The following is a 17,253-nucleotide window of genomic DNA, read 5'->3' as shown; positions in this document are numbered from 1 at the left end:
CCCGGTGCAGGCACCGGGTCGTGGCGTGGGCCGGCCGTGGCTTACGGCTTGCCGCCCGTGGGGAAGGGCCATGCCGCCTGAGGGCTCAGCGTGGTCTGCGCTGCGGGCGCAGGTGCTGCCGCGGGTGCCTTGGCGGCAGCCTTCTTCGCGGCGGGGGCCTTCTTCACGGCAGGAGCCTTCTTGGCGGGTGCCGCAGCCTTCTTTGCGGGCGCGGCTGCTTTCTTGGCCACTACGGCCTTCTTGGCGGGCGCTGCGGCTTTCTTGGCCGGCGCAGCGGCCTTCTTCGCCGGCGCGGCAGCCTTCTTGGCCACTACGGCCTTCTTGGCGGGTGCTGCGGCTTTCTTGGCCGGCGCAGCAACCTTCTTCGCCGGCGCGGCTGCCTTCTTGGCCGGCGCAGCAGCCTTCTTCGCCGGTGCGGCTGCCTTCTTGGCCACTACGGCCTTCTTGGCCGGTGCTGCGGCTTTCTTGGCCGGCGCAGCAGCCTTCTTCGCCGGTGCGGCTGCCTTCTTGGCCACTACGGCCTTCTTGGCGGGCGCTGCGGCTTTCTTGGCTGGTGCAGCGGCTTTCTTCGCGGGAGCTGCCTTCTTGGCGGCGGGTTTCTTCGCAGTTGCCATCATTTTCTCCTTGGGTCGATTTGCAAAGAGCACTGAGCGCCTGCATTGGGCGCGCAGCGATCCATGGCAACGACACATTGCTCGTCACCACGAATGCGGGGACGCACCGGCGCCGCAACGCTGGAGCGCGCTGGGTGCGAGGAGCGTGATTGAAAAATCATGGCCTGGACAATGGGGTTCAATCCCAGGACAGGGCCCCGCCGGTCTGGTACTCGATGACGCGCGTCTCGAAGAAGTTGCGTTCCTTCTTCAGGTCGATCATCTCGCTCATCCAGGGGAAGGGGTTTTCTTCGTTGGGGAACAGCGCCTCCAGCCCGATCTGTGTGGCGCGGCGGTTGGCGATGTAGCGCAGGTAGCCCTTGAACATGGAGGCATTCATGCCCAGCACGCCGCGCGGCATGGTGTCCTCGGCATAGCGGTATTCCAGATCCACGGCCTTGTGGAACAGGGCGGTGATTTCTTCCTTGAATGCGGCCGTCCACAGCTGCGGGTTCTCGAGCTTGAGCTGGTTGATCAGGTCGATGCCGAAGTTGCAGTGCATGGACTCGTCCCGCAGGATGTACTGGTACTGCTCGGCGGCGCCGGTCATCTTGTTCTGGCGGCCCAGGGCCAGGATCTGCGTGAAACCCACGTAGAAGAACAGGCCCTCCATCAGGCAGGCGAACACGATCAGGCTTTTCAGCAGCGTCTGGTCGTTCTCAGGAGAGCCGGTCTTGAAGCCCGGATCCATGATCGCCTCGATGAAGGGGATCAGGAACTCGTCCTTCTCACGGATGGACTGGATCTCGTTGTAGGCGTTGAAGATCTCGCCCTCGTCCAGGCCCAGCGACTCGACGATGTACTGGTAGGCGTGGGTGTGGATGGCTTCCTCAAAGGCCTGGCGCAGCAGAAACTGGCGGCACTCGGGCGCCGTGATGTGGCGGTAGGTGCCGAGCACGATGTTGTTGGCCGCCAGCGAGTCGGCGGTGACGAAGAAGCCCAGGTTGCGCTTGACGATGCGGCGCTCGTCCTCGGTCAGGCCGTTCGGGTCTTTCCAGAGCGCGATGTCGCGCGTCATGTTGATCTCCTGCGGCATCCAGTGGTTGGCGCAGGTGGCCAGGTATTTCTCCCAGGCCCATTTGTACTTGAACGGCACCAGCTGATTGACATCGGTCTGGCCGTTGATGATGCGCTTGTCCACAGCGGACACGCGGCGGTGCTGTGCCGCGGCGGCAGTGGGCACGTGTGCCATGGTGCCAGTGGCGCGTTGCAGTGTCTGGGCCGCCAAGGCGGTTGGCGACGGCTCTGCGGCGCGGCTGCTTGCGAGAGCGCCGTCGAAGAGGTTTTGCGATGAGGGCTTGACTTCGTCGTCCCAGGTGAGCATAGGATTTCCCGTGTGTGGATTATGAAAGCAGTGCTCCAAAATGAAAAGCACTGAAGCGTTGCTGCGCCGTGTTTTGTTGCTTCACTGCACTCGGAATGCGCCTGCGCGCATCCGCTGGCGGTTGATGTCACTGGCAGGCTTCGCAGCCCGGGTCGTCGATGGCGCAGAACTTCACGTCGGTGGCTGGTATTGCAGCATCCGCATCGAGAGTGCGTGATGGATGATCGGCGCCCGATGAAACCGCATTGAGCTGGCGCGTGTTCACGGTGCTCATCTCCACATGCGTGGCGCTTTGCGTGCGCAGGTAATAGGTGGTCTTCAGGCCGCGCAGCCAGGCCAACTTATAGGTCTCATCGAGTTTCTTGCCCGATGCGCCCGCCATGTAGATGTTCAGGCTCTGCGCCTGGTCTATCCATTTCTGGCGCCGCGCGGCCGCCTCCACCAGCCAGGTGGGGGCGACCTCGAAGGCTGTCGAATACAAGGCTTTCACGTCTGCAGGTACGCGGTCTATGGCATGCAGCGAGCCCTTGAAATGCTTCAGATCCATGAGCATCACGTCGTCCCACAGGCCCAGTGTTTTCAGATCCCGCACCAGGTATTGGTTGATGACGGTGAACTCGCCCGACAGGTTGGACTTGACCGAGAGGTTGCCGAACGAGGGCTCGATGGAGGCGTCCACGCCCACGATGTTGGAGATGGTGGCCGTGGGCGCTATGGCCACGCAGTTGGAATTGCGCATGCCATCGCGCGCGATCTTCTGGCGCAGGGCATCCCAGTCCAGACGCGTGCTGGTGTCCACCTCAACATGGCCGCCGCGTTCCTGCGCCAGCAGCCCGAGCGAATCCAGCGGCAGCACGCCCCGGTCCCACAGCGAGCCCTGGAAGGTGGAGTAGCTACCGCGCTCGCGCGCCAGCTCGGTCGAGGCCCAGTAGGCGTAGTAACAGATGGCCTCCATGGAAGCGTCGGCAAATTCCATGGCGGCGTCGCTGGCGTAGGGCATGCGCAGCTCATACAGCGCGTCCTGAAAGCCCATCAGCCCCAAGCCCACGGGGCGGTGGCGCAGGTTGGAGTCGCGCGCCTTGTCAACGGCGTAGTAGTTGATGTCGATGACGTTGTCCAGCATGCGCATGGCCGTGGTCACGGTTCTGCGGAGCTTGTCATGATCGATCGCGCCATCCTTGAGGTGCTGCGCCAGGTTCACCGAGCCCAGGTTGCACACGGCCGTCTCGCTATCGCTGGTGTTGAGCGTGATCTCGGTGCACAGGTTGCTGGAATGCACCACGCCCACATGCTGCTGCGGCGAGCGGATGTTGCATGGGTCCTTGAAGGTGATCCAGGGATGGCCGGTCTCGAACAGCATGGAGAGCATCTTGCGCCACAGATCCACGGCGGGCAGGCGCTTGAAGAGCTTGAGTTCACCGCTCTCGGTTTTGGCCTCGTAGGCGGCATAGGCGCTCTCGAAGGCCTGGCCGTACAGGTCGTGCAGATCGGGTACGTCCGACGGTGAGAACAGCGTCCACTGACCCTTTCCCATGACGCGTTTCATGAACAGGTCGGGAATCCAGTTGGCGGTGTTCATGTCATGCGTGCGCCTGCGGTCGTCGCCGGTGTTCTTGCGCAGTTCCAGGAACTCCTCGATGTCCAGGTGCCAGCTCTCCAGGTAGGTGCAGACCGCGCCCTTGCGCTTGCCGCCCTGGTTCACGGCCACGGCCGTGTCGTTGACTACCTTCAGGAAGGGCACCACCCCCTGCGATTCGCCATTCGTGCCCTTGATGTGCGCGCCCAGGGCGCGCACGCGTGTCCAGTCATTGCCCAGGCCGCCGGCAAACTTGGACAGCAGGGCGTTTTCCTTGATCGACTCGTAGATCCCGCCCAGCTCGTCGGGCACCGTGGTCAGGTAGCAGCTGGACAGCTGTGAGCGCAGCGTGCCGCTGTTGAACAGCGTGGGTGTGCTGCTCATGAAGTCAAAAGACGACAGCAGCTCGTAAAACTCGATGGCGCGCGCGTTGCGGTCATCTTCGCGCAGCGCCAGGCCCATGGCCACGCGCATGAAGAAGCTCTGGGGCAACTCGATGCGTGCCTTGTTCACATGTAGGAAGTAGCGGTCGTACAGCGTTTGCAGGCCCAGATAGTCGAACTGCTGGTCGCGCTCGGCCCGCAAAGCGGCGGCCAGGCGCGGCAGGTCGAAGCTCAGCAGGTCGGGGTTGAGTAGTTCGTTGTCCACCCCTTTTTGGACAAAGGCTGGGAAGTGGTCCATGTATGCGGCCTGCATCTCGCCGGGCTGCACGCCACGCCCCAGCACCTCGCGCACGATGGTGTGCAGCAGCAGGCGCGCCGTGGCGTAGCTGTAGCCAGGGTCTTTTTCGATCAGTGTGCGCGCGGCCAGGATGGAGGCCTTGTAGACCTCCTCCATGGGTACGCCGTCATACAGGTTGCGAAGAGTCTCGGCGGCAATCGGCGCGGCCTTTACATCGGTGCCCAGGTTGGCGCAGGCAGACTCGATCAGAGCCTGTAGGCGCAGCAGATCCAGCTCCACGCGCTGGCCCCGATCCTGCACGTACAGCGCGGGAATCTGAGGGTGCAGCTGCTCCTTCTTGCGCGCGCGCTCCTGGGCGCGGCGCTCGCGGTACAGCACATAGGCGCGCGCGACTTCGTGGTGGCTGCCGCGCATCAGGCCCAGCTCCACCTGATCCTGCACGTCCTCGATATGGAAGGTGCCGCCACTGGGGCGCGAGCGCATCAGGGCGCGCACCACCGTCTGTGTCAGCTCATCCACCACCTGGCGCACGCTGGCCGAGGCCGCGCCCTGCGTGCCGTGCACGGCCAGGAAGGCCTTCATCATGGCGACGGCAATCTTTTGCGGCTCGAAGTGCACTACGGCGCCGTTGCGTCGGATGATCTGGTAATGGCTCAATGTGTCGGCCATGCTGGCCGGGGTGGATGTGTCCGCGGCATCGATTTGGAGCTGCGAAAAGCTGTCGGCGTGAACGGATGCGGTTTGCATGGCTTGCCCTTGGGAGTGATGTTGGGGGAGAAGTTGGGAAGTGAGGTCGGCCCGGAAAAAGCGCTTGCGGGTCGGCATGAAAAATCAGCGGCATATCGATACCGTGCACTATATATATGGTGTGCTTTCAATTCAACACGCTACATATAGTGTATATCCGGACTTTCGGGTGTTGTCGAAAACGCTGTCAGAAAGCGCACGAGCGGTGCCACGCCAGGCGGTTGGGGTTTGCGGGCGTGGGGTGCAGCAGAGATGTGCGCAGGCAGGGCTTCTGGCCTGCAGAGGCCCGTCAGGCTGGCTGTGCCGCAGGCGGAAACAGGATGCCCGACCCCGCAAAGGCCGAGCGCAGGTGGCGCCAGTCAAAGCCCGGTCCGGGATCGTTCTTGCGCCCGGGGGCGATATGTTCGTGGCCGGCGACATAGCCGATGGGGTGGTGCCGCACCAGCGCCGCGCACAGCCGGGTCAAGGCGGCGTACTGTGCCTCTTCGAAGGTGTGGCCCTCCAGCCCCTCGAGCTCAATGCCGATCGAGTCGTCATTGCAGCCATCGCGCCCACGGTAGTGGGATCGGCCCGCATGCCAGGCGCGCCGGTCCGTGGCCACGAACTGCCAGAGCTGGCCCAGGCGGGTGATGAAGAAATGGCTCGACACCTCCAGCCCGTGGATCTGCTGAAAGTAGGGGTGGGCGTCCCAGTCAAGGCGGTTGGTGAACAGTTCCTGCACCTGGTTGCCACCATATTCGCCGGGCGGCAGGCTGATGGAGTGCACCACGATCAGATCCACCACGGCGCCAGCCGGCCGCGCCCCATGGTTGGGCGATGGCAGGCGCCGCGCCGGCAGGTACCAGCCGGCGCGCCACTGTGGCCTATTGCCCGGCGCCATGGCTGTCGCCAGGGTTGGGTATGGCGATGTTCAGCCGCTCGATGCGGTAGCGCATCTGGCGCTGGCTGACTCCCAGGCGGGCGGCCGTGGCCACCGGGTCGAAGCTCGTTTCGTGCAGGGTTTGCATGAGCAGGCCGCGCTCACGCTGATCCAGCCAGGCCTGCAGGTCGCCGGCTGGTGGGGCCGTGGTGGGTTCAGGCGTTGGCGCTTGGGCGACAAGCTTGGCGGCCGGCGGCGGCGGCGGCGGCGGGGGGGGAGGCGGCGCCGCATCGCCAGCGCTGCTGGCTTGCGTCGGGCCATCGACATGCAGCTCATGCCCGTCGCTCAGGGCCACGGCGCGGTGCAGCAGGTTTTCCAGCTCGCGCACATTGCCCGTCAGCGGGTGCTGGGCAATGCGCTGCAGCGCCGCCTCGCTCAGCTGCGGCACGGGGATGCCGGACTCTTGCTGGATACGCTCCAGCAGCGCGTGGCACAGCGCCGGCAGATCTTCGCGCCGCTCGCGCAGCGGCGGTATCAACAGCTCGATCACGTTCAGGCGGTAGTACAGATCCTGGCGGAAGCGCCCGGCCTGCACATCGGCCGCCAGGTCGCGGTGCGTGGCGCTGACGATGCGCACGTCCACCGTCTCTTCCTGTGTGGAGCCCAGCGGGCGCACGCTGCGCTCCTGTATGGCGCGCAGCAGTTTGGACTGCATGGCCAGCGGCAGATCACCGATCTCGTCGAGGAACAGCGTGCCGCCGCGCGCGGCCTGAAAGTAGCCCTCGCGGTCGCTGGCGGCGCCGGTGTAGGAGCCCTTGCGCGCGCCGAAGAACTCGGCCTCGAGCAGGTTCTCGGGAATGGCGCCGCAGTTCACCGCCACCAGCGGGCCGCCCGCGCGCTGGCTGCTGGCGTGCAGGGCGCGTGCCACCAGCTCCTTGCCCGTGCCCGACTCGCCATGGATCAGCACCGGGGCCATGCTGCGCGCCACCTTGGCAATGCGCTGCTTGACGCCGCGCATGGCTTCGGACTCGCCTATCAGGCGCGCCAGAACCGGGTTGTCATCACCTTTGCCGGGCGCGGTGCTGCGGCCGGGTTTTGCGGATGCCAGCACCCCTGCCGCCCCCTGGATGGCAGAGGCCACGACAGAGCGGAACTGTTTCAGATCCACTGGCTTGGTCAGGTAGTCGAAGGCGCCCGAGCGCAGCGCCTCTACGGCGTTCTCGGCCGAGCCGTAGGCCGTCATCACCACGCAACGCTCGCCGCGCTGCTGCGCACGCAGCTCGTGCAGCAGCTCCATGCCCAGCCCATCGGGCAGGCGCATGTCGGTGATCACGGCATCGAAGGTCTGGTTTTGCAGTTGCTCGCGTGCCTCGCCCACGCTGCCGGCGGTCTGCACGCGATAGCCCTCGCGCAGCAAGGTCAGCTCGTAGAGCGTGCGCAGGTCGGGCTCATCGTCTACGACAAGAATGGTGGCGGCGGTGGCGTTCATGGATGTCGGTCGCTTAGACCACGATGATGTCGAACAGTGAGTCGGTTTCAAAGGGGCGGGTGGCGCTGCGGAAACTGACGGTAAAGGCATTGCCCATCACCGTGCCGCGGTCGAGCATGCGTGTGCTGCGCTGGTAGCTGATGGCCGCGCCATGGCGCTGGCACAGCTGGCGGCAAATGTACAGGCCCAGGCCGCTGGAGCGGCTCTCGGACGAGAAAAACGGCTCGAACAAATGCCGCTCCACCGATTTGTCCAGTGGCGCACCATCGCTCCAGACCTGTATGCCGATTTGCCCGCTGGCTGTGGCACGTGTGCTCAGTTGCAGTGAGTCGGCGTACGGACCCTTGTAGCGCTGGGCGTTGTCCAGCAGGTTCACCAGCACGCGGCGCAGGTGCTCGGGGTCGAACTCCACCGGTACCTCGCCCGCCCCCAGCAACAGCTGCCCCTGGCGACCCGCGGGGTCATGGGCCTGCCAGTCATGCCAGGTCTGTGCCACCGTGGCATTCAGCGCCAGCGTGGAGGACGGGGTCTGGCCTATCTGGTGCTGTACCCGGGCGATGTCCAGCACATCTTCGGTGATGCGCACCAGGCGATCCGCGTTCTGCCCGATCATGTGGCTCAGGCGCTTCTGCCCGGGTTCTTGCAGATCCTCGGCCAGCAGCTCGTTGGCCTGCACGATGGCCGCCAGCGGGTTGCGTATCTCATGCGCCACCGCGGCCGACATGCGGCCCATCGAGGCCAGCTTCTCGGTGCGCAGGCGCGCCTCCATCTCGCGCAGGTCGTGCAGAAACATCACGCACAGGGGCTCCTCATCCACTGCCCCCAAGGCGCCGGGCGCGTGCGTCAGCCAGGTGCGTATGCGCAGGCCCATGGGGCTATGCCCCTCGTGCAGGATGTTCACGTCGGCATGCTGGGGCTGTGCCTGCTCGAACGATGCCTGCGCCAGTTCCATCAGCGGACTCCAGGCCTGCGTATGGGTCAGCATGAACGGGGTGCTGGTTCTGGCGTCCGGGCCCAGCAGCAGCAGGGCGGCCGGGTTGGCCAGGCGCACCTGGCCCTGGCGGTTGAGCACCAGCACGCCGTCGGCCACATGCTGCATCACCAGTGCGCTCACGGCCTTTTGCGTGCGCGCATTCATCTGGCTGCGCCGCGCCACCAGTTGCTCGCGGCTCAGGCGGACGGCCAGCTGATGCACCAGATAGGCAATGAAGAAATAGCCCGTGCCAGTCAGCGCCGTTTGCAGGTAGCGCTGCGCGGCGTCGCCCCCGCCCTGGTCGCCCAGCCACCAGGCCCAGGCCAGCAGCAGCAGGGTGGCCCCCGCCGTGGTGCCCAGGGCCAGCGTCAGCGTGCCCAGCACCGCGGCCATGAGGATGGGCAGGCCAAACAGCGGCGTGAAGTTCATGCTGCCCGACTGGTGCAGCATCTGCAGCAAGGCAATGAGGACGAGATCCACGCCAATGGAGGGCAGCCAGTGCAGGCCCGGTCGCGGATCCGGTGGCATGCGTGCGCCAAATACCAGCAGCAATGACGTGGCCAGCAAGTAGCCCAGTGCCACGCCCAGCGGCGCCAGCACACCCGTCTGGTTCAGCGCCATGGCCAGCAGCTGCAGCAACAGCAGCGCCAGCGCCACCATCAGGCGGGCCGTCAGGAACGCCTTCCACAGGCGCTGGAAGGAGGGGTGGCTGGCCTGGAGTGCGGGCATGGGGGATCGCCTCTCACCCTCTTAGGGGGGGCCCAGATCCTGGTGCGCGCGGCTGCAATAGCTGTGCCCGCCCTGGTGCAAGGCCTCACCCTTGGGCAGGTGCACGCCACAATGCGCGCAGCACACCATGTCCTGGGGCTGCGCAGGGTTCTGGCGCGGTGCGCTCCCCCGGTTGGGCGGTACCTGGCGCTGGCTGCGCCACAGGGCGTAGACCACGGCAATCACCGCCAGCACGATGAGGTACTTCATGTCGTGCGCCCCAGCACCACTTCAAGCACGAAGCGCGAGCCCACATAGGCCAGCAGCAGCAGCATGGCGCCCGCATACAGCACGCGCACGGCGTTGCGGCCGCGCCAGCCAAAGCGTGCGCGCCCCAGCAGCAGCACGGCAAAGGTGACCCAGGCCAGCACCGAGAACACCGCCTTGTGATCCCACAGCCAGGCGCGGCCGTAGAGCTGCTCGCTGAACAGCCAGCCCGCCACCAGCGTGGCCGACAGCAGCGCAAAGCCCCAGCGCACGAAGCGAAAGGTCAGGCGCTCCAGCGTGAGCAGCGGCAGGCTGCTGTGCAGTTGGGTGGCCTGGCGCATCTGCCGCTCCGCGCGGCTCATCAGCCAGGCATGGGCCACGGCGGCGGCAAACAGGCCATAGCAGGCAATGCCCAGGGTCAGGTGCAGCGGCATCCAGGGTGATGCCGTGGCCTGCAGTGGCCGGCCCGGAAACAGCGCCGCCAGCAGCACGGCCACGCCGCCCAGCGCGCCCAGCGCCCAGCGCGTGCGCATCTGCGGAAACAGCTCGCGCTCCAGCGCGTAGATGGTCAGCACCAGCCAGGCCGTCATCGACAGCGCGGCGGCAAATCCGAAGTGGGGCGCACCGCCCAGCTGGCTCCAGCCAATGGCGCCGGCATGCAACGCCCAGGCCGGCGCCATCGCCAGGTGGCTGCGGCTGGCCTGGCTGCGCGAGGCCACGGCCGCGCCAATCGCATAGGCGGCGGCCGTCACCAGGGCCAGCAGCCATGTTGACGGGGAAGCACTGGGTAAAATCATGGGATTGAAGTTTAGCCCCTTGCCCCTGGTTCCCAGGGCCGGGCCACCGGCAGCCGGCAAGCCCAGCGCCGATACCACTGGAGCACTTGGCGCAATGGCCTCCGCACTCACCGACAAACTCACCCGTCTCGTCAAGGAGATGCGCGGCCAGGCCCGCATCACCGAATCCAACGTCCAGGACATGCTGCGCGAGGTGCGCATGGCGCTGCTGGAGGCCGACGTGGCCCTGCCCGTGGTGCGCGACTTCATCGCCCGCGTCAAGGACAAGGCCCTGGGTCAGGAGGTGCTGGGCAGCCTCAAGCCCGGCCAGGCGCTGGTGGGCATAGTCAACAAGGAACTGGCCGCCACCATGGGCGACGGCGTGGCCGACATCAATCTGGCCGCCCAGCCCCCCGCCGTCATCCTGATGGCCGGCCTGCAGGGCGCGGGCAAGACCACCACCACGGCAAAACTGGCCAAGCACCTGATAGAGAAGCGCAAGAAGAAGGTGCTCACCGTCTCGGGCGACGTGTACCGCCCGGCGGCCATAGAGCAGCTCAAGACCGTCAGCAAGCAGGCCGGCGCCGAGTGGTTTGCCAGCACGCCCGACCAGAAGCCGCGCGACATCGCCCTGGCCGCGCTGGACTACGCCAAAAAGCATTACTTCGACGTGCTGCTGGTCGATACCGCCGGCCGCCTGGCCATCGATGAACTGTTGATGCAGGAGATCAAGGACCTGCATGCCGTGCTGAACCCGGTCGAGACCCTGTTCGTGGTGGATGCCATGCAGGGCCAGGACGCGGTGAATACCGCCCGCGCCTTCAAAGAGGCGCTGCCGCTCACCGGCATCGTGCTGACAAAACTGGACGGCGACTCGCGCGGCGGCGCGGCGCTGTCGGTGCGCCAGGTGACGGGCGCGCCCATCAAGTTCGCCGGCGTGTCCGAGAAGATCGACGGCCTGGAGGTCTTCGACGCCGAGCGCCACGCCGGCCGCATCCTGGGCATGGGCGACATCGTGGCCCTGGTCGAGCAGGTGACGGCCGGGGTGGACATGGAGGCGGCGCAAAAGCTCGCCGCCAAGGTCAAGAGCGGCGACGGCTTCGACCTAAACGACTTTCTGGCCCAGCTGCAGCAGATGAAGCAGATGGGCGGGCTGTCGAGCCTGATGGACAAGCTGCCCGCCCAGCTGACTGCCAAGGCCGGCCAGGTGGACATGGACAAGGCCGAGCGCGACATCCGCCGCAAGGAGGGCATCATCTGCAGCATGACCGCCCAGGAGCGCCGCAAGCCCGAACTCATCAAGGCCACGCGCAAGAAGCGCATCGCCATGGGCGCCGGCGTGCAGGTGCAGGAGGTCAACCGCCTGCTCAATGAGTTCGATCAGATGCAGGGCATGATGAAGAAGATGAAGGGCGGCGGCCTGATGAAGCTGATGAAGAAGATGGGCGGCATGAAGGGCATGAAAGGCATGCCCGGCATGCCTTTCTAGCCGGTGGCCAGCCGGCATCAATGCAAAAACAATAGCTGCTTGCGCTTGCTGGTAAAGCGCTAGAGCTATTTTTTTGTTTTTTTGACTAGAACGCGGTGCAAGCTGGCGCCACCGCGTTTCAGGCCTGGCCCATGGCCTGGGGCTGCAGCTTCAAGCCCAGTGCGTGCATCACCTTCAGGATGGTGCCAAAACTCGGGTTGCCCTCGCCCGACAGTGCCTTGTACAGGCTCTCGCGCCCCAGGCCCGTTTCCTTCGCGAGCTGGCTCATGCCCTTGGCGCGGGCAATGTCGCCCAGGGCAGCCGCGATGAAGGCGGCGTCATCGCCGGCTTCCTCCATGCAGGCTTGCAGGTACAGCACCATGTCCTCCTCAGTCTTGAGATGCTCGGCACTGTCCCATTTACGCAGTTTCAGGGTTCCCATGGTGGCTTCTCCTTACAGTTGCCGCGCCAGCCCCAGCGCGGTCTTGATGTCCTTGGTCTGGGTGGACTTGTCGCCACCGGCCAGCAGGATCACGATCTCCATGCCGCGCTGTGTGAAATACACGCGATAGCCCGGCCCGTAGTGAATCCGCATTTCCGATATGCCTTCGCCAACCGGTGCGTAATCACCGAAGTTGCCCAACTCCGCCCGGCGAATTCGTGCCTGTATGCGTTTTTCGGCGTGCTTGTCCCGCAGTCCCGCAAACCAGTCACCGAATGTCTCGGTGGTGTGGATGGTTCGCATGCGTCAATTGTATAAAACAAGATACAAATAATCCAGCATCCGGCTAAACCATCATGGAAACATGGAAGGCCTGCACCATTGCGCTGAGCGGTTGCGCCGGTTTTACCCCCTCTCCCTCTGGGAGAGGGCAGGGGTGAGGGCAGGCAACCGTATTTGATGCGTATTGCAAATCGGACAAAAACCGCCTCAACCCATGCAGATTAAGCGCAACCAGCTATCGTTTTTAAACCGCTGCCGCTGCCGGCAGCAAACCCGCCAGCTGCCGCGCCGCAATCGCATGCCCGTGCGCTGCGGCCCGGGCCACCCACATCAGCGCCAGGGCGTCGCCGTCGCCGGACTCGCCCAACCCGGCGGCGTGCAGCAGGCCCAGCCAGTGCATGGCGTCCGCCTCGCCCTGCTCGGCGGCCCGCGTGAGAAAGTGCAGCGCGGGCATGGCGCTGCCCCCTCCCAGATTGGAGGGCGCGGCTGCCTTGGCGTCGCGCAGGGCCGCCAGTGCGAATAGCGCGCCCACCTCGGCCTGGGCCCGGGCGTCGCCCTGGTCGGCGCGCACCAGCAGCTCCACCTCGGCCTCGTCCAGCCGCAGCGCCAGCGCCGGCCGCACCGCATCCCACGCCACCAGCGCCCGCCCGCGCTCGTCTCCCAGGCGCGGCACCAGCCCCTCCTCTATGCGCCGCTGCCAGGTGCGCACGCTGCGCCCGGAGAGCACGGCGGCGGTGTTCAGGCTGATGCAGGGGGCGGGAAGTACGGACATGCGCCGATTCTATGGGGCGTTCCCCATGGGTCGTGTCGCGCAAAATTTGCGACAAAAAGTGTGCAGGTGTCGCTGGATGGCGGCGACGTAACTTTACGTGTCTATGTGTTACGGCGACAGGGCGCCGCTTTTTGCCGTTTTTGCCCCGTTTTCAGGCTGGCACGCCGCTTGCGCTAGGTACTTCGCCCAGGCCTGGTGCCTGTTTTTTCTGAATGAGGGACTTGTGATGAAAGCAACTTTGCAAAAGGGTTTCACCCTGATCGAACTGATGATCGTGGTGGCGATCATTGGCATTTTGGCGGCCGTGGCGCTGCCGGCTTATCAGGATTACACGGTGCGTGCCCGTGTGTCGGAAGCATTGACCCTTGTAACACCAGCAAAGATCAACGTGGCCGACTTCTTGGGCGGTGGAAACCCCGGAGCTTTGGGCACTGGTTACAACACCGGCTACACCGCACCCACCGCGGCGACGAAAGGGGTGGCCGCTAACTCTCCCACGATTGTGCCTGCCACCGGAATCATCACCATTACTACGACCGCAGCCGCTGGTAACGGAACGCTGACCTTTACACCGAACGCACCTATTGGTACAGCTTTGCCCACTGGTACCGCTGCCTTCACGCCGCCCAGTCAGCCCGTATCTTGGCGTTGTGCAGCGGTTGGTGCAGCTGCAGGCGGATTTGTCGGTGTGGTTGCTGGTACTTTGCCCGCTCGTTACGCACCCTCCGAGTGCCGTTGATTCCGTTTGTGGAGTCGTGCTGTAGTTGAAAAGACCGCTGCAGCGGTCTTTTCCTTTGTGCTGGAAAGTCGTGATTTATGTCGATTCGAGGGCGCATGGGGCCGGCACTGGGTGCGGCGGCCAAGCATCTGGGTGCAAGTGCCGTCGTGGCGGCGGTGGTGGCATGGTTGGTGTTCGGACTCTGGTACCCCGCTCCGTATGCCGCGCTTGCAGGGGGCTTTGCCCTGTTTGGGCTAGTGGTGATGGTGGACGCGGTGTGCGGGCCGTTGATGACACTTGTGGTGTTTGATCGGCGCAAGCCGTGTTCCGAACTGGCGCGCGACATCGGCATCATCGTCACGCTGCAATTTGCAGCGCTGGCCTACGGCCTGTACAGCTTGGCCGCGGCGCGACCGATCTTCCTGTCGTATGAGGGCAACCGCTTTCGCGTTGTTAGCATGTCCGATGTGGATGTGGACAAGTGGCCCGAAACCCGGCCTGAATTCCGCTCGCCGGGTTACGGCGGACCGCGCATGGTGGGCGCCAAGCTGACAGAAGCGACCGATCCGAACTTTCCGCAAAGCGTGACAGCGTCGCTGCAGGGCCTGCACCCGTCCTTCCGCCCCGATCGCTGGGTGCCCTATGAGTCGCAGAAGACCACCTTGCAAGCAGAGCTGAAACCCATGGCCACACTCAAGGCCAAGCACCCGCAGGCTGCGGCATCGATTGATGCGACGCTCACGCTCAAGGGCTTGACCGACGACAGCGCCGGCTACCTGCCGCTGGACGCCGAAAAGGCCAGCCCGGCGGACTGGGTGGTGATCGTGGAGCGGGCATCAGGCCAGCCGCGCGCATTCTTGCCGCTGGATGGGTGGTGATGAGCGTTGCCTGCGGAAGATTGAGAGCGGAAAATCGGGGGGTCAGATTCCCATTGAATCAATTCCGTGGCTGCGCAGCTTGTCCTCGGCCAGTCGGCAAAGAGTATCGGCTTGCTGCAGGCATTCTTGCAGGGCTTGCCCCGTCACCGTCTCCCCCTCGTAGTCACTGAGGTTGCGTTGCTTGCGCAGGGCGTCGAGTACGCGCACGACGGTGGGGATACGTCCAGGGTGTGCACCAGTCATTGAATGGTGGTCTGGTGGTGGCCGGGCTTGCCGGTGGAGGAGCGCCAGCCTTTGGCGTGCAGGGCGGCATCGGTTACGGCGCGGATGGCGGGGGTAATTGGGGTCAGACTCCAATTGTTTGCTGAAAACTGGCCATAAGGCTTGCTGTTTGGGCGGTAGTAGCTCTTCTTTTTGATGTGATTGGCCGTGTTTTGCTCCAGCGGGCGAGGTGGCGTTAGACCTCGCCAAGATCAGACGCCACCCATGCGGTTGGGTTTCGGGACTGCATGGCGGCCGATCGGGCGTAGACTGCAGCGCATGCGAGGAAAGGGGTTCCCATGACGGTATCGAGCCCACCCAGGCATTTCATTGGCGAGCAGGAGTATCTGGATGGCGAGCGGCACAGCGAGCTGCGCCATGAGTACATCGACGGGCAGGTGTATGCGATGACCGGGGCCAGCGACCGGCATGGCCTGATCCTGAATGCCCTGGCCTACTCGATGACGCCGGCGGCGCGGCGCAAGGGCTGCCAGCTGTTCACGTCCGACATGAAGCTGCGGCTGGAGATTGGCGGCAAGACCTGTTTTTATTACCCGGATCTGCTGCTGTCCTGCGACCCGCAGGATCGGGATCCGTATTTCAGGCGCTCGCCCTGCCTGATCGTCGAGGTGCTGTCGGAATCTACCGCGCGCATCGATCGGCGCGAAAAGCTGCTGGCCTACCAGAGCCTGCCCAGCCTGCAGGCGTATCTGCTGGTGGAGCAGGAGGCGCGGCGCGTGGAGCTGTACCGCCGCGCCACCGACTGGCGCGTGGAGTACCACGACGCGGGCGAGATCTGGCTGGACTGCCTGGAGCTGGCGCTGCCACTGGCCGAGGTGTATGCGGATGTGTGATGTTTTTGGGGTCAGTACCTCTCAGTTAACAGGTTTGTAGGAGCGGCTTCAGCCGCGAATGACGCCGTTCGCGGCTGAAGCCGCTCCTACACACAGATGGCATCGGTTGCTGTCTGAAAAGTATTGTTTAGTGCGCAAGCACAGACAGTGCAATCGCCTAATGCTGCGTCTTTTATAGTGCCTGACCCGACTCCTGCATCACCACCTCGCCGCGCAGGGTGTAGGTGCGTGCCTCGGTGATCTTCACGTCTATCAGTTGGCCTATCAGGCGTTCGTGGCCGGGGAAGTTGACCACGCGGTTGCATTCGGTGCGGCCCATGAGCTCGTTGCCGTCGCGTTTGGAGAGGCCCTCGACCAGCAGGCGCTGCACCGTGCCCACGCGTTCCTGGCTGATTTCCAGGATGTTGCGGTTGATGACGGCCTGCAGTTCTTGCAGGCGGCGCAGTTTCACGTCGTGCGGCGTGTCGTCGGCCAGGTTGGCGGCGGGGGTGCCGGGGCGGGGGCTGAAGATGAAGCTGAAGGAGTTGTCGAAGCGCACGTCGTGAATGAGCTTCATCATTTTCTGGAAGTCTTCCTCGGTCTCGCCGGGAAAGCCGACGATGAAGTCGCTGCTCATGGCCATGTCGGGGCGTATGGCCTTGAGCTTTCTCACCGTGCTCTTGTACTCCATAGCGGTGTAGCCGCGCTTCATGGCCATCAGGATGCGGTCGCTGCCATGCTGCACGGGCAGGTGCAGGTGGCTGACCAGCTTCGGGATTTTGGCGTAGGCCTCGATCAGGCGCGGCGTGAACTCGTTGGGGTGGCTGGTGGTGTAGCGGATGCGCTCTATGCCGGGTATCTCGGCCACGTATTCCAGCAGCAGGGCAAAGTCGGCTGTGTCTTGCGTGTCGCCCATCTTGCCCAGGTAGGCGTTGACGTTCTGGCCCAGGAGTGTGACCTCCTTTACGCCCTGGTCGGCAAGACCCGCGACCTCGACCAGCAGGTCCTCGAACGGGCGGCTGACCTCCTCGCCGCGCGTGTAGGGCACCACGCAGTAGCTGCAGTATTTGGAGCAGCCCTCCATGATGGAGACGAAGGCGCTTGCGCCCTCGACGCGCGCGGGCGGCAGGTGGTCGAACTTCTCGATCTCGGGGAAGCTGATGTCCACCTGGGGTTTGTGTTGCTTCTGGCGCGCGTTCAGCAGGTCGGGCAGGCGGTGAAGGGTCTGCGGGCCGAAGACCACGTCCACGAAGGGTGCGCGCTTGATGATCTCCTCGCCCTCCTGGCTGGCGACGCAGCCGCCCACGCCGATGAGCACGCCTTTTTCCTTGAGGTGCTTGACGCGGCCCAGGTCGCTGAAGACTTTTTCTTGCGCCTTCTCGCGGACCGAGCAGGTGTTGAAGAGGATCAGGTCGGCCTCTTCGGGGTTGCTGGTTTCCACATAGTCCTGCGCTGCGCCCAGAACGTCGGCCATCTTGGCCGAGTCGTACTCGTTCATCTGGCAGCCAAAGGTTTTGATGAAGACTTTTTTGCGCATGATCCGACC

General features: G+C 64.6%; 17 protein-coding genes. 4 read left to right on the top strand and 13 right to left on the bottom strand.

Annotated elements, in window-relative coordinates:
• Window positions 1-41: 41 nt before the first annotated feature.
• The 8 genes from P4826_RS09220 to P4826_RS09185 form a co-directional block, all read right to left on the bottom strand.
• Entirely contained in the window at window positions 42-617 is a 576-nt protein-coding gene (locus P4826_RS09220) for a histone (protein WP_425605249.1), read from the bottom strand.
• A gap of 175 nt (window positions 618-792) precedes the next feature.
• Window positions 793-1,977 (bottom strand): ribonucleotide-diphosphate reductase subunit beta, encoded by a 1,185-nt coding sequence (locus P4826_RS09215; protein WP_317703541.1) that lies wholly within the window; start codon window positions 1,975-1,977, stop codon window positions 793-795.
• Between the two features lie 127 nt (window positions 1,978-2,104).
• The gene (locus P4826_RS09210; protein WP_425605261.1) at window positions 2,105-4,903 is read right to left on the bottom strand and encodes a ribonucleoside-diphosphate reductase subunit alpha; all 2,799 of its coding nucleotides are present in this window, start codon (window positions 4,901-4,903) and stop codon (window positions 2,105-2,107) included.
• A 367-nt stretch (window positions 4,904-5,270) separates the two neighbouring features.
• Entirely contained in the window at window positions 5,271-5,861 is a 591-nt protein-coding gene (ampD, locus tag P4826_RS09205) for a 1,6-anhydro-N-acetylmuramyl-L-alanine amidase AmpD (protein WP_317703539.1), read from the bottom strand.
• Complete coding sequence (locus P4826_RS09200; protein WP_317703538.1) at window positions 5,845-7,329, bottom strand: sigma-54-dependent transcriptional regulator; 1,485 nt, start codon at window positions 7,327-7,329, stop codon at window positions 5,845-5,847. The genes ampD and P4826_RS09200 overlap by 17 nt, the downstream gene beginning before the upstream one ends.
• Window positions 7,330-7,342: 13 nt before the next feature.
• Window positions 7,343-9,031 carry a sensor histidine kinase gene (locus P4826_RS09195; protein ID WP_317703537.1) on the bottom strand — a complete coding sequence of 563 codons (1,689 nt, stop codon included), beginning with the start codon at window positions 9,029-9,031 and terminating at the stop codon, window positions 7,343-7,345.
• 21 nt (window positions 9,032-9,052) lie between these two features.
• Complete coding sequence (locus P4826_RS09190) at window positions 9,053-9,280, bottom strand: PP0621 family protein (protein WP_317703536.1); 228 nt, start codon at window positions 9,278-9,280, stop codon at window positions 9,053-9,055.
• On the bottom strand, window positions 9,277-10,074 hold the full coding sequence (locus P4826_RS09185) for a cytochrome C assembly family protein (protein WP_317703535.1): 798 nt from the start codon (window positions 10,072-10,074) through the stop codon (window positions 9,277-9,279). Before P4826_RS09185 ends, P4826_RS09190 begins: the two co-directional genes overlap by 4 nt.
• 94 nt (window positions 10,075-10,168) lie before the next feature.
• On the opposite strand from P4826_RS09185, the gene ffh reads away from it, so the two are divergent.
• Complete coding sequence (gene ffh, locus P4826_RS09180; protein ID WP_317703534.1) at window positions 10,169-11,542, top strand: signal recognition particle protein; 1,374 nt, start codon at window positions 10,169-10,171, stop codon at window positions 11,540-11,542.
• Between the two features lie 118 nt (window positions 11,543-11,660).
• Here ffh and P4826_RS09175 read toward each other — a convergent pair whose 3' ends face one another.
• From P4826_RS09175 to P4826_RS09165, 3 genes are all read right to left on the bottom strand, one after another.
• Entirely contained in the window at window positions 11,661-11,963 is a 303-nt protein-coding gene (locus tag P4826_RS09175; protein WP_317703533.1) for an addiction module antidote protein, read from the bottom strand.
• Between the two features lie 12 nt (window positions 11,964-11,975).
• Window positions 11,976-12,266 carry a type II toxin-antitoxin system RelE/ParE family toxin gene (locus tag P4826_RS09170; RefSeq protein ID WP_317703532.1) on the bottom strand — a complete coding sequence of 97 codons (291 nt, stop codon included), beginning with the start codon at window positions 12,264-12,266 and terminating at the stop codon, window positions 11,976-11,978.
• A gap of 223 nt (window positions 12,267-12,489) precedes the next feature.
• Window positions 12,490-13,017, bottom strand: a complete 528-nt coding sequence (locus P4826_RS09165; protein ID WP_317703531.1) for an SEL1-like repeat protein — start codon at window positions 13,015-13,017, stop codon at window positions 12,490-12,492.
• A 226-nt stretch (window positions 13,018-13,243) separates the two neighbouring features.
• Here P4826_RS09165 and P4826_RS09160 point away from each other — a divergent pair, with 226 nt between their 5' ends.
• Together P4826_RS09160 and tfpZ are read left to right on the top strand one after the other, a co-directional pair.
• A complete protein-coding gene (locus P4826_RS09160) occupies window positions 13,244-13,756 on the top strand; it encodes a pilin (RefSeq protein ID WP_317703530.1) in 513 nt (170 codons plus the stop codon).
• A 95-nt stretch (window positions 13,757-13,851) separates the two neighbouring features.
• Window positions 13,852-14,613, top strand: coding sequence for a TfpX/TfpZ family type IV pilin accessory protein (gene tfpZ / locus P4826_RS09155; protein ID WP_317703529.1), 762 nt, complete (start codon window positions 13,852-13,854; stop codon window positions 14,611-14,613).
• Window positions 14,614-14,655: 42 nt separating this feature from the next.
• Here the strand turns inward: tfpZ and P4826_RS09150 are convergent, their stop codons facing one another.
• Window positions 14,656-14,820 (bottom strand): hypothetical protein, encoded by a 165-nt coding sequence (locus P4826_RS09150; protein WP_317703528.1) that lies wholly within the window; start codon window positions 14,818-14,820, stop codon window positions 14,656-14,658.
• A gap of 353 nt (window positions 14,821-15,173) precedes the next feature.
• On the opposite strand from P4826_RS09150, the gene P4826_RS09145 reads away from it, so the two are divergent.
• Window positions 15,174-15,728, top strand: a complete 555-nt coding sequence (locus tag P4826_RS09145) for a Uma2 family endonuclease (RefSeq protein WP_317703527.1) — start codon at window positions 15,174-15,176, stop codon at window positions 15,726-15,728.
• A 172-nt stretch (window positions 15,729-15,900) separates the two neighbouring features.
• Here P4826_RS09145 and miaB read toward each other — a convergent pair whose 3' ends face one another.
• Window positions 15,901-17,244: a tRNA (N6-isopentenyl adenosine(37)-C2)-methylthiotransferase MiaB gene (miaB, locus tag P4826_RS09140; RefSeq protein WP_317703526.1), complete on the bottom strand. Its 1,344-nt coding sequence runs from the start codon at window positions 17,242-17,244 to the stop codon at window positions 15,901-15,903.
• Window positions 17,245-17,253 lie beyond the last annotated feature (9 nt).

This window comes from Diaphorobacter limosus (assembly GCF_033100095.1).
GTDB classification, from domain to species: domain Bacteria; phylum Pseudomonadota; class Gammaproteobacteria; order Burkholderiales; family Burkholderiaceae_C; genus Alicycliphilus; species Alicycliphilus limosus.
The sequence above is the reverse complement of the archived record's forward strand: the minus strand, read 5'-3'. Positions and strand labels throughout refer to the sequence as shown.

Bases quoted from the DNA above. Each gene is read 5' to 3' on its own strand.
- P4826_RS09220 (WP_425605249.1), bottom strand. From the start codon at position 617: ATGATGGCAACTGCGAAGAAACCCGCCGCCAAGAAGGCAGCTCCCGCG.
- P4826_RS09215 (WP_317703541.1), bottom strand. From the start codon at position 1,977: ATGCTCACCTGGGACGACGAAGTCAAGCCCTCATCGCAAAACCTCTTC.
- P4826_RS09210 (WP_425605261.1), bottom strand. From the start codon at position 4,903: ATGGCCGACACATTGAGCCATTACCAGATCATCCGACGCAACGGCGCC.
- ampD (WP_317703539.1), bottom strand. From the start codon at position 5,861: ATGGCGCCGGGCAATAGGCCACAGTGGCGCGCCGGCTGGTACCTGCCG.
- P4826_RS09200 (WP_317703538.1), bottom strand. From the start codon at position 7,329: ATGAACGCCACCGCCGCCACCATTCTTGTCGTAGACGATGAGCCCGAC.
- P4826_RS09195 (WP_317703537.1), bottom strand. From the start codon at position 9,031: ATGCCCGCACTCCAGGCCAGCCACCCCTCCTTCCAGCGCCTGTGGAAG.
- P4826_RS09190 (WP_317703536.1), bottom strand. From the start codon at position 9,280: ATGAAGTACCTCATCGTGCTGGCGGTGATTGCCGTGGTCTACGCCCTG.
- P4826_RS09185 (WP_317703535.1), bottom strand. From the start codon at position 10,074: ATGATTTTACCCAGTGCTTCCCCGTCAACATGGCTGCTGGCCCTGGTG.
- ffh (WP_317703534.1), top strand. From the start codon at position 10,169: ATGGCCTCCGCACTCACCGACAAACTCACCCGTCTCGTCAAGGAGATG.
- P4826_RS09175 (WP_317703533.1), bottom strand. From the start codon at position 11,963: ATGGGAACCCTGAAACTGCGTAAATGGGACAGTGCCGAGCATCTCAAG.
- P4826_RS09170 (WP_317703532.1), bottom strand. From the start codon at position 12,266: ATGCGAACCATCCACACCACCGAGACATTCGGTGACTGGTTTGCGGGA.
- P4826_RS09165 (WP_317703531.1), bottom strand. From the start codon at position 13,017: ATGTCCGTACTTCCCGCCCCCTGCATCAGCCTGAACACCGCCGCCGTG.
- P4826_RS09160 (WP_317703530.1), top strand. From the start codon at position 13,244: ATGAAAGCAACTTTGCAAAAGGGTTTCACCCTGATCGAACTGATGATC.
- tfpZ (WP_317703529.1), top strand. From the start codon at position 13,852: ATGGGGCCGGCACTGGGTGCGGCGGCCAAGCATCTGGGTGCAAGTGCC.
- P4826_RS09145 (WP_317703527.1), top strand. From the start codon at position 15,174: ATGACGGTATCGAGCCCACCCAGGCATTTCATTGGCGAGCAGGAGTAT.
- miaB (WP_317703526.1), bottom strand. From the start codon at position 17,244: ATGCGCAAAAAAGTCTTCATCAAAACCTTTGGCTGCCAGATGAACGAG.